The 11,185-nt window shown below is 51.4% G+C and carries 9 protein-coding genes and 1 pseudogene; all 10 read left to right on the top strand.

The features are described from left to right. Nucleotides 1-301, top strand: a pseudogene (locus ACI32D_RS02460) (class I SAM-dependent RNA methyltransferase); the annotation flags it as partial. A gap of 18 nt (nucleotides 302-319) precedes the next feature. Then, on the top strand, nucleotides 320-1,546 hold the full coding sequence (locus tag ACI32D_RS02455) for a metallophosphoesterase family protein (protein WP_439775067.1): 1,227 nt from the start codon (nucleotides 320-322) through the stop codon (nucleotides 1,544-1,546). Nucleotides 1,547-1,700: 154 nt separating this feature from the next. Continuing rightward, the gene (locus ACI32D_RS02450; RefSeq protein ID WP_439775066.1) at nucleotides 1,701-2,057 is read left to right on the top strand and encodes a hypothetical protein; all 357 of its coding nucleotides are present in this window, start codon (nucleotides 1,701-1,703) and stop codon (nucleotides 2,055-2,057) included. After that, a complete protein-coding gene (locus ACI32D_RS02445) occupies nucleotides 2,050-3,729 on the top strand; it encodes a formate--tetrahydrofolate ligase (protein WP_439775065.1) in 1,680 nt (559 codons plus the stop codon). Before ACI32D_RS02450 ends, ACI32D_RS02445 begins: the two co-directional genes overlap by 8 nt. 11 nt (nucleotides 3,730-3,740) lie before the next feature. Beyond that, nucleotides 3,741-4,193: a signal peptidase II gene (lspA, locus tag ACI32D_RS02440; RefSeq protein WP_050952378.1), complete on the top strand. Its 453-nt coding sequence runs from the start codon at nucleotides 3,741-3,743 to the stop codon at nucleotides 4,191-4,193. A 1-nt stretch (nucleotide 4,194) separates the two neighbouring features. Further along, on the top strand, nucleotides 4,195-5,109 hold the full coding sequence (locus tag ACI32D_RS02435) for an RluA family pseudouridine synthase (protein WP_439775064.1): 915 nt from the start codon (nucleotides 4,195-4,197) through the stop codon (nucleotides 5,107-5,109). A gap of 1 nt (nucleotide 5,110) precedes the next feature. Next, nucleotides 5,111-6,166, top strand: a complete 1,056-nt coding sequence (locus ACI32D_RS02430; RefSeq protein WP_439775063.1) for a carbamoyl phosphate synthase small subunit — start codon at nucleotides 5,111-5,113, stop codon at nucleotides 6,164-6,166. Then, the gene (locus tag ACI32D_RS02425; protein ID WP_439775062.1) at nucleotides 6,166-9,357 is read left to right on the top strand and encodes a carbamoyl phosphate synthase large subunit; all 3,192 of its coding nucleotides are present in this window, start codon (nucleotides 6,166-6,168) and stop codon (nucleotides 9,355-9,357) included. Before ACI32D_RS02430 ends, ACI32D_RS02425 begins: the two co-directional genes overlap by 1 nt. A 97-nt stretch (nucleotides 9,358-9,454) precedes the next feature. Further along, on the top strand, nucleotides 9,455-9,736 hold the full coding sequence (locus ACI32D_RS02420) for an ACT domain-containing protein (RefSeq protein ID WP_439775061.1): 282 nt from the start codon (nucleotides 9,455-9,457) through the stop codon (nucleotides 9,734-9,736). After that, complete coding sequence (locus tag ACI32D_RS02415; RefSeq protein ID WP_439775060.1) at nucleotides 9,736-11,079, top strand: PFL family protein; 1,344 nt, start codon at nucleotides 9,736-9,738, stop codon at nucleotides 11,077-11,079. Before ACI32D_RS02420 ends, ACI32D_RS02415 begins: the two co-directional genes overlap by 1 nt. The last annotated feature ends 106 nt before the right edge of the window (nucleotides 11,080-11,185 follow it).

Here is an 11,185-nt window from a genome sequence, read left to right as displayed (position 1 = left end):
GGTTTTGCAGGATATCCGCTTCAAGCAGGTCGCGGTCAAGGACTTTACCACCGACCTGGAAAACGGCGTCATCGTTTCCAACCCACCATACGGCAAGCGTTTGAAAGACAAGCAGGGGGTGGAAGAACTATACCGGCAAATGGGGGAAGTCCTGCGGCCACTTACTTCTTTCAGCCAGTACTATCTGACGGCGGACCCGGATTTTGAAAAGTGCTTTGGACAAAAGGCCAGCAAGAAGCGCAAGCTCTACAATGGTAACCTCCGGGTTGACTACTACCAGTTCTGGGCTAAGCGCAAGTAATGAAAAAGAGACAAGCTGATGAAGACGATCACGGATAGTGAACAGCCAAACTTCTGGCTGATCTCAGACCCGCACTTAATTGCGGATGACCTGCATGATTTTGGCAGCCGGTTTCTAGAGATGCGCCGGACTAGTGCCGGCAAGGATATTGCCTACCAGGACCTGGCCCTAAGGGCTTTTGTCAGAAAAGTCCTGCAGGCAAAGCCAGCCGCCTTGGTTATCACCGGGGACTTGACCTTTAACGGGGCCAAGCGGTCGGCAGAAAGGCTGAGGGAGATTTTTGCCCCCCTAAAAGAAGCTGGCATTGCTTTGCTGGTCATTCCTGGCAACCATGACATATATGACGGCTGGGCCAGGAGTTTTGCCGGCAGCGAGGAAAGACGGGTGGAGCAGGTTTCACCGGCTGACTGGAAGAAAATTTTTTCCGCCAGCTATGACTTAGCCGCAAGCCAGGACCCAGGCTCTTTATCATATTCAGTCAACTTAAACCGGCACTGGCGGCTACTTCTGCTTGATTCCAACCTTTATAGCCAGCAGTTTTCCTATACCCATCCAATGACCAGCGGGGCCATTGATGATGGGGAAAGAAGCTGGCTGAGCCAGGAATTGGACGAGGCTGAAAGTAATGGTCAAGATGTCCTCTTTTTCATGCACCACAACCTCTACAGTCATAATTCAGTGGTTCATGACGGCTTTAAACTGAATAATGCCGGTGAAATTATCCAGCTGCTCAGTCAGTATCCGGTCCGCTGCGCCTTTTCCGGCCATATTCATGCCCAGCACATTATGTCCGGCTGGGTACCGGTTCCCGAGGTGGTCTCATCCTGTTTCGCGGAAAGTGACCAGGGCTATGGGATAGTTGAGCTGACTGATAATTCTCTTAGCTACCAGCGGCAGTCTTTTGACATTGACAATTTTTTGACGGCTGAAGAAAAAGCTTTTGCTCCCTTCAATGATTTTCACGCTTATCTGAAGGAAGTTTTTGACCAAAGCAATGACCTGCTCATTCGCCAGCACTTTCTGAAAGGGGCGGCAGACGACCTGCCGGAAGCAGCCAGCCTGCTCAAAAAGATGCACTGGGACTTTTTTACCGGACAAAGCTATAAGAGCCAAGAAGAAATCGCGGCAATTTACCGGTCAAGCGCTTACCGAACTTTGCTGGCGGCCATGCCTAGCATGAAAAGTTATATCAGCTCCCTTTACGAGAGCACTCAGTCAAGCCAAAAGTTGGATTTGGCCTGGTGAAAAGCCGATCGTTTTTTAGACAAATTCGATTTAAGCCTTAATTATAACTTGATTACCGAATATTAAAAACAACAGTTAAAAATATTTTTCGTATTTCTCGGTATTTCCCTGCTTTTTTGCTATAATCTAGATATCTAGTGACAAGGAGTTTTTCATGAAAAAACATTTGATCTTTTTAGGAGACCTTGGCGTTATTTATTACAGTTGGCTCTTGCTGGTGCTTTTTTTGACTGTGATCTTTTGTCTGGAAGGCAGCCAGTTCATCAACCCGCCGACTGTGATAACCGGCATCATCTTCTTGCTCCTGCTTGTTTTTACATGGAAAAAGTCCTACATTTCTTTTGACGGCCAGACGCGCTTGCGCTTGCCATACCGGAAGGAGTTCGTCCTGGAGGAAAAACCAGAATTGGTGACTAGTTGGCGTGGCTTTGAAGTCTATCGGGCGCGGGTTTCCAAGCATCAAAGCATTGATTATCTTGTTTTTAAGAGAAAGCGTGACAGAAATGGTTAAATCAGATATCGAAATTGCGCAAGAAGCAGAAGAATTGCCTATTACTGACGTTGCGGCCAAGCTGGGCTTGACCAGCCAAGACCTTGAACCATACGGCTATGACAAGGCCAAGGTCAACTGGCAGGCAATCAAGCGCAGTGAAGAAAACGGCCACCTGGGCAAGCTGATCTTGGTGACTTCAATTTCACCAACTCCAGCCGGGGAAGGCAAGTCCACGATGACGATCGGGATCGGGGATGCCATCAACAACCAATTGGGCAAGAAGACGGTGATCGCCTTAAGAGAGCCATCTATGGGCCCGGTCTTCGGGATGAAGGGCGGGGCTGCCGGCGGCGGCTACGCGCAAGTCATTCCTATGGAAGACATCAACCTCCACTTTACTGGCGACATGCATGCCTTGACTTCAGCCATCGACAACCTGTCAGCTTTGGTTGACAACTACATCTACCAAGGCAACGAATTGGGCCTGGACCCGGAAAAGATCGTCATCAAGCGCGGCCTGGACGTCAACGACCGGACCTTGAGAAAGGTAACGATCGGCCAAGGTTCCAAGTTCAACGGGGTAGAGCGTCCGGCCAGCTTCCAGCTGACTGTGGGCCACGAACTGATGGCCATTCTCTGCCTGTCCAAGAACATCGCGGACTTGAAGGAAAGAATCGGCAAGATCCTGGTTGGCTACACTTACGAGGATGAGCCAATCTTCGTCAAGGACATGGGCTTCCAAGGCGCTATCGCCGCCCTTTTGTCAACTGCCCTGAAGCCAAACCTGGTTCAAACTTTGGAACACACCCCAGCCTTCGTGCACGGCGGGCCTTTCGCCAACATTGCCCATGGCAACAACTCCATCCTTTCAACCAACCTGGCTCTGCACCTCAGCGACTACGTTTTAAGTGAAGCCGGCTTCGGTTCAGACCTTGGCGGGCAAAAGTTCCTGGACTTCGTTTCAACCAAGCTGGAAAAGAAGCCAGATGCCGCCGTTGTCGTTGCTACTGTCCGTGCTTTGAAGTACCAGGCAGAAAAGTCAACCGACCACTTGAAGGAAGAAAACCTGGACTCACTGAAGGAAGGCTTCGCTAACCTGGACCGGCACATGAACAATGTCCGTTCATACCAGATCCCGGTTTTGGTTGTCATCAACAAGTTCCCAACTGATACTGAAGCAGAACTTGACCTGCTCAAGTCATTGATTGAAGAACAAGGCTTCCCATGCGAAATCGTGACTGCCCATGACGAAGGCTCCAAGGGGGCTAAGGCAGCGGCTGAAAAGATCGTTGAACTGGCAGATAAGAGCGACTACGAAATCAAGCGCAGCTACGACATGGATGACGACCTGGAAAGCAAGATTGAAAAGGTAGCCAAGCGGATCTACCACGCTGCTGACGTGGAATACACCGACAAGGCCAAAGAACAGCTGGCCAAGCTGAAGAAGATGGGCAAGGACAAGCTGCCAGTCATCATTGCCAAGACCCAGTACAGCTTTACCGACAATGCCAAGGAATTAGGGGCTCCTACTGACTTTACTTTGCATGTCAAGGGCTTGAGCCTCCGCAACGGGGCCGGCTTCGTGGTCGTTTCAACTGGTCACATCCTGGACATGCCAGGCCTGCCAAAGCACCCGGCTGCCTTGGATATTGATGTGGACGAAACCGGCAAGATCAGCGGTTTGTTCTAGAAAAGAGGATTATGCAGATAGTTGGATTAGTGATCGCTGCCTTGATCGCGGCAGCTGATCAAGCTTTGAAGTATTATATTGTCACAAATTACCGTTTGGGCGAAGTCCACGACGTGATGCCGGGCCTTTTCTCCTTTACCTATATTCAGAATAATGGGGCGGCCTGGAACATTTTGTCCGGGAAGATGTGGTTCTTCTATGTAGTCAGCGCTGTCGCTATTGCCGTAGTGCTGTATTACTACTTCAACAAGAAGTACAGCCACTGGATGTTCAAGTCGGGCCTGGTTTTGGTATTGGGCGGGATCATCGGCAACTTGATTGACCGCCTGCATTTGAAGTATGTCATCGACATGATTCAGCTGGACTTTGTGCAGTTCAATATCTTCAACCTGGCTGATGCCGCCATTACCGTTGGCGTGATTTTAATCTTCAGCTATCTGTTATTCATTGAAAGGGAGGACTAGGATGAACCGTGAGTATGAACTGACCGTGCAAGAAAGCGGCCAGCGGCTGGACAAGTATCTGGCAGAAGAAATGGCTGATTTGTCCAGAAGCCGGATCAAGGAACTGGTCCAGGCCGGCGAAGTCCTGGTCAATGGCAAAAAGAGCAAAGTTTCATATAAAGTGCAGAAAGGTGACCTGATTCAGGTCACCGTTTTGCCGTTAGAGCCCTTGGCGCTTGAAGCGGAAAATATCCCCCTGGACATTGTCTATGAAGATGAAGACGTCATCGTGGTCAACAAGCCCCAGGGGATGGTGGTTCACCCGGCCGCCGGCCACCCTAGCCACACCTTGGTCAACGCCTTGCTTTACCACACCAGGGACCTGGCAGATAGCCCGGAAGGCTTCAGACCCGGGATCGTTCACCGGATCGACAAGGACACGTCAGGCCTCTTGATGGTGGCCAAAAACGCTGCTGCTAGAGAATCACTGGAAAAGCAGCTGGCGGCCAAGTCCAACAAGCGCCAGTACCTGGCCATCGTTCATGGCAATTTTGCTGAAGAAGAGGGGACAATTGATGCCCCGATCGGCCGCAATCCTAAGGACCGCAAGCAGATGGCCGTCGTTGAAAAGGGCAAGAGCGCGGTGACCCACTTCAAGGTCTTAGAACAATACCAGGGCTACAGCCTGGTTGAATGCCAGCTGGAAACCGGCCGGACCCACCAGATCCGGGTTCACATGGCCTATATCGGTCACCCTTTGGCCGGCGACCCCTTGTATGGGCCAAGAAAGACTCTGCCTGGCAAGGGTCAGTTCTTGCATGCCATGACCCTGGGCTTTGAGCAGCCAAGGACCGGGGAGTGGCTGGAATTTTCCGTCCAGCCGCCGGAAATTTTCCAGAAAACAGTTGAAGAATTGCGGCAAAAGCGGGTGAAATAAAATGAAACGCTACCTTATTCTTGAAGATGGCAGCTCTTATGCCGGTGACGGCATCGGGGCGATGGTTACCTCGACGGGGGAACTGGCCATCCAGACCAGCAACTACGGCTACCAGGAAGTTTTGACCGATCCGTCAAACGCGGGCAAGATCATCGTTTTTACCACCCCGATGATCGGCAGCAACGGGATCAACGCCGTTGACTATGAAAGCATTCAGCCCAGTGTCCGCGGCGTTATCGCTAACGACATTGCCTTGAATATCACCGACAATGACAGCTTCCAGTCTTTGGGCGACTTTTTGAAAGAAAAAAAAGTGCCGGCAATTTTTAACGTTGATACCCGGGCCTTGGTCAGGAAATTGCAAAACCTGGGCCCCTTAAAAGCGTCGATCATGGATACAAATGATGCCCATGCCTTTGATCAGATCAGAGCCCTGGTGTTGCCGAAAAACAAGAGCTCTTTGGTTTCAACCAAGAACGCCTATGCCGCGCCTAATGTCGGCAAGACCATTGCCATTATCGACCTGGGCCTTAAGCACTCCATGCTGCGGGAACTTTCGTTAAGACAGGTTAACGCCAATGTCTTGCCATATAACGCGACTGTCCGCGACATCAAGAGCCTGCGGCCGGACGGGATCATCATTTCCAACGGCCCCAGCCAGGCCAAAGAAGTTTTGCCATATTTGCGGCAGATTTTAGATGAATATCTGGGCAAGCTGCCGATCTTGGGGATTGGTTTGGGCTTTTTGGCCATTTCGGCTTACCTGGACCTCAGCCTGGTTGACCTGCCTCAGTACCAGAACGGGACCAATTTCCCGGTGATCGGGCAGAGCAGCGGGCAGATCTGGCAGACGGCCATGAACATTGGCCAGCTGGTTTTGCCTGATGATACGGCCATGACCTTCAATGAAGAGTATTTCGACCTGCACAATGAGCTTTTGGCCGGCTTCAGCAATGACAAGCTGCAGCTCTTGGCAGTGGCTTTCAACCCGGAAGGAGCGCCGGGGACGGAAGATGCCCAGGTGATTTTTGACGACTTTTTGAAACTGGTGAAATAATGCCACGCGAAAATGATTTAAACAAAATCTTGATTATCGGTGCCGGCTCAGCCCTGGTGGGCAATGTGGCCAACACGGACCTTTTGACTAAGAGCGCCATTGAGGCCCTTTTGGAAGAAAACATCCAGGTGGTCCTGGTCAACCCCAATCCGGCCAGCGTATCGACGGACCCCTTGCCGGGCTTGACCGTGTACCTGGAGCCGATGACTTTGGACTTCTTGAAGCGGATCCTCCGGATGGAAGAGCCCGACGCGATCATGACCGCTTTCGGTTCTTTGATGGCCCTGGACGTGACCAAAAAGCTGCAGGCTGACGGGATTCTGCACCAGATGGGGATCCGGCTGTTGACGATTAATGAGAAGGCAATCTCCATGGCCAATCCGCAGAAGCGGACCCGCTTTTTGGAAGCCAATCATTTGCCAGTCGGGCAGACCTGGTTTTTAGACGGCCTGGGCTTAAAATACGACGAGCACCTGCAAGAGCAGCTGGAAAACAAGCTCTCTTTCCCGATTCTTCTGACCAAGAAATACTACTTTGAGCGCGATGACCACATCTCCTTCAAGAGCAGCCGGGATTTAGCCCAGTACCTGCGCCAGGAGAGCCAGGACAAGGACTTCCACCCAGCCAGCTACCGGATGACGGAAGACTTGTCTAATTGTGAAGAGGTCATCCTGGACCTGCTCCGTGATGAGGACGGCAATCTCTGCTTTGTCGGGGCAACTGGGTCTTTGGAACCGGTCGGGATCGACTCAGGCGACTCGGTCTTGATCAAGCCGCTTTTGACCATGAACAATGACCAGATCCAGGTCTTGCGGGCGGAAGCTGGCAAAATCGCGGACAAGCTGCAGCTGGTCGGCTTTTTGAGCGTCCATTTTGCCATCAGCCACCGAGATATGGACATGGTCTACAAGCTCCTGGCTGTTAAGCCTCGCTTGACCAGAACAGCGGTCTTGGACCAAAAGACCAGCCTGTATTCAATTGGTTATGTTTTGGCCAAGCTGGCGATCGGGATGCGGCTGAATGAAGTCACTGACCCGGCGACCGGCCTGTGCGCGGCTATTGAACCTGTCTCTGACACGGTCAGCATCAAGATTCCTTACTGGTCCTTCGCCAAAACTGGCTATAACCACTACCAGCTGGGCAAGCACACTCAGTCAACTGGGGAAGCGGTCGGGATCGGGCGGAATTTTGAAAGTGCCTTTTTCAAGGCCTTGATTTCCAGCAATGACCTGGAAGTTTTGTGGACCGCTTTTATCAACGAACGGAAGAAGAGCGACGAGGTAATCTTAGATGACCTCCGCCACCCCAATGAAATGCACCTGGTCCAGCTGCTGGCTGCCCTTAGCCAGGGGATCGACTACCAGGCCATAAGCAGCGTCTTCAACATTCATCCAGTCTACTACCAGAAGCTACGCTACCTGGTCAAGATCGGCAGGGACATCGCCCACGCGGATGAATTAGACCATGACCTTCTGTTAAAGGCCAAGATCCGGGGCTTCTCCAGCGACCTTTTGGCCAAATTGACCAAGATGGACGTCCATGACATTTTCCCTTTGCTCAATGAAAAAGATGTCCGGCCGTCATTCTCAGCAATTGATGACAGCGCCGGGGTCTACCAGCCGAAAGTCAAGGTTTACTACCAGAGTTACGGGGTCGAAAGCGAATTGGAATTTGCCAAGGATCCAAAGAAGAAAAAGGTCCTTTTGCTGGGGATGCCGCCTTTCCAGGTCTCGGTAACCAGTGAGTTTGACTACATGCTCTACCATGCCCTGGCGGCCTTGAAAAAAGAGGGCTATGAGACGGTCCTTTTGTCCAACAACGCTGAATCAGCCTCGATGGACTACCACCTGGCAGACCGGGTCTATTTTGAGCCGATCAACCTGGACAGCATTATCACCATCTGCGAAGAAGAGGGGATCACTGACGTGGTCACCCAGTTCTCCGGCAAGCAGGTGTCAGCTTTGCGGTTGCCATTGATGAGCCATGGTCTGAAGATTTTTGGCCAGCACGATATCGACCGGCTTTTACCAATCAGCCATTTAGATACGGGGAAGATTTCTGACGTCAAACGGGTGCCTTATTTAGCAACAAGCGACTACCAAGCTGTTTTGGCCTTTGTGGCCCAGGTGGGCTACCCGGTTTTGGTCGGGGGCTACCACCAAAAGAGCAAGCAAAAGTCGGCCGTAGTCTATGACCAGCCGGCCCTGGAGAAATACTTCCGGGAAAACCAGGTTGATGACTACACGATTTCCCAGTTTATCTCGGGGATGAAGTATGAGATTACAGCCATCACGGACGGGGAAGACGTGACTATTCCAGGAATCGTCGAGCACCTGGAACAGTCGGGGTCGCACGCTTCAGACTCAATCGCTGTTTTTGGCCCCCAGTATTTAAGCAAGAAACATGCCGAAAAGCTGAAAGAGGAAACGGTCAAGCTGATCCGCAGCTTCAAGATCCGGGGGATCTTCAACCTCCACTTTTTGATCAAGGGCAGCGAGATCTACCTGCTCCAGATCAAGACCTATGCTGGTCACAACCTGGCCTTTTTGTCCAAGTCCATGAACAAGGACCTGGTCGAATACGCGGTCAAGGTCTTAGCAGGCAGAAAGATCGCTGATTTAGGCTATCCGAATGAAGTCTGGCCAGTTGACGAATTCATCCACGTGAAGATGCCGGTCTTCTCCTACCTAAATTACAGCTCAGACAATACTTTTGACTCCAGGATGAAGTCTTCTGACGCTGTGATGGGCAGAGACAGCCTTTTGTCCAAAGCCCTTTACAAGGGCTATGAAGCCAGCGACCTGCATATACCGAGCTATGGGACGATCTTCTTCTCAGTCAGTGATGAAGAAAAGCAGGAAGTGGCCAACCTGGCCAAGCGCTTTGCCCGCCTGGGCTTTAAGATCACGGCCACGGAAGGGACGGCTAACATTCTGGCTGAAGCGGGGATTACCACTGGGGTTATCGCCAAGATCCAGGAAGGGTCGAGAAACCTTTTGGAAAGAATCCGGACCCACCGGATCGTAATGGTGGTCAATGTCGTCAATTTGTCAGACTCGGCAGTGGAAGACTCAATCAAGATCAAGGACCAGGCTCTGAATACCCATATTCCGGTTTTCTCCAGCCTGGAGACAGTCCAGCTGATTCTGGATGTGCTGGAATCGCTGGCTTTGACTACCCAGCCAATTTAAAAGATGCTATACTCAAACCATAAGTTTTTAATCTAAATCAAATTTATTTTATATTTTTATCCTAACGAGGATATAATCGCAAGCAGGAGGGCAAGCGATGAGAGCAATTTTGACAACCGTCGGCCAGGACAAGACCGGGATTATTGCCGGCGTAAGCAGCTTTTTGGCTGAAAAAGACATCAACATTCTGGACCTGTCCCAGACGATCATGAACGGCTACTTCACCATGATGATGGTCGTTGACGTCAGCGATGAGGCTGACTTCTCCGCCTTGAGCGCGGAACTCAAGGAACTGGGCAAGAAACTGGGCGTGGAAATCAACATCCGGAACGAAAAGATGTACGCGGCCATGCACGAACTGAGCGGAGGTCTTGAATAATGGACTTGCGGCGGATTATGGAAACGGTCAATATGATCGACAACGAGAACCTGGACCTGCGGACAACGACTATGGGGATCTCGCTTTTGGATTGTATTGATTCAGACAGTGACCGGGCTTGCCAGAAGATCTACGACAAGATCACGACTAAGGCAGAAAACTTGGTCAAGGTAGCCAAAGAACTGGAAACTGAATACGGGATTCCGATTGCCAACAAGCGGATCACGGTTACGCCAATTTCTTTGATCGCGGCAGCTTCTGGTGACAGCGACTACGTTAAGTACGCGGTTACTCTGGACAAGGCAGCTAAGGCGGTCGGCGTTGACTTGATCGGTGGCTTCTCAGCTTTGGTGCACAAGGGTTACCAAAATGGCGACCGGGTTTTGATCAAGTCAATTCCCCAAGCTTTGAAGGAAACTGAAAGAGTCTGCTCCAGTGTCAATGTCGGCTCAACCAGAAGCGGGATCAACATGGATGCCGTCAAGGAAATGGGTCAGATCGTAATTGAAAACGAAAAGATCGACCCGCTGAACAATGGCAACCTGGTCATCTTCTGCAACGCGGTCGAAGACAACCCGTTTATGGCCGGGGGCTTCCATGGGGTCGGCGAAAGCGACGTGGCTTTGAATGTCGGCGTTTCTGGCCCTGGCGTGGTTAAGACGGCCCTGGAAAAGGTCAAGTGCGAATCCATGGACGTGGTAGCTGAAACGATCAAGCAGACGGCCTTCAAGGTTACCAGAATGGGCCAATTGGTCGGCCAGGAAGCTTCCAAGCGTTTAGGCGTTGACTTCGGGATCGTGGACCTGTCTTTGGCGCCAACTCCAGCCCAAGGCGACTCAGTAGCCAACATTTTGGAAGAAATCGGTCTGGAAAGCGTGGGGACCCACGGGACCACGGCAGCTTTAGCCATGTTGAACGACGCCGTCAAGAAGGGCGGTATCATGGCCTGCAGCCATGTCGGCGGTCTGTCAGGTGCCTTCATTCCGGAATCAGAAGACGCGGGGATGATCGCGGCGGCTGAAAAGGGGATTTTGACGGTCGACAAATTGGAAGCCATGACCGCTGTCTGCTCAGTCGGTCTGGACATGATTGCCGTGCCTGGCGATACGCCAGCTGAAACGATCAGTGCCATGATTGCTGACGAAGCAGCCATTGGGATGATCAACAACAAGACCACGGCTGTCCGGGTAATTCCAGTACCGGGCAAGGATGTCGGTGATTCAATTGAATTTGGCGGCCTCTTCGGCTATGCCCCAATTATGCCTGTTCACAAGGAATCCAGCGCGGCGATGATCAACCGCGGCGGACGGATTCCAGCCCCAGTGCACAGCTTCAAGAACTAATCATTTTTTAGCAGAAAAATATAAAAAAGAACCGTACTACCAAAATTGATATGATATGACCCCCGAAATTAGGACACTAATTTCGGGGGTTATTTTCATGACTAAA

This window comes from Lactobacillus sp., from assembly GCF_051873315.1.
In the GTDB taxonomy this organism is placed as follows: domain Bacteria; phylum Bacillota; class Bacilli; order Lactobacillales; family Lactobacillaceae; genus Lactobacillus.
Note: the sequence above shows the minus strand (reverse complement) of the source record. Positions and strands in the feature narration are given on the sequence as shown.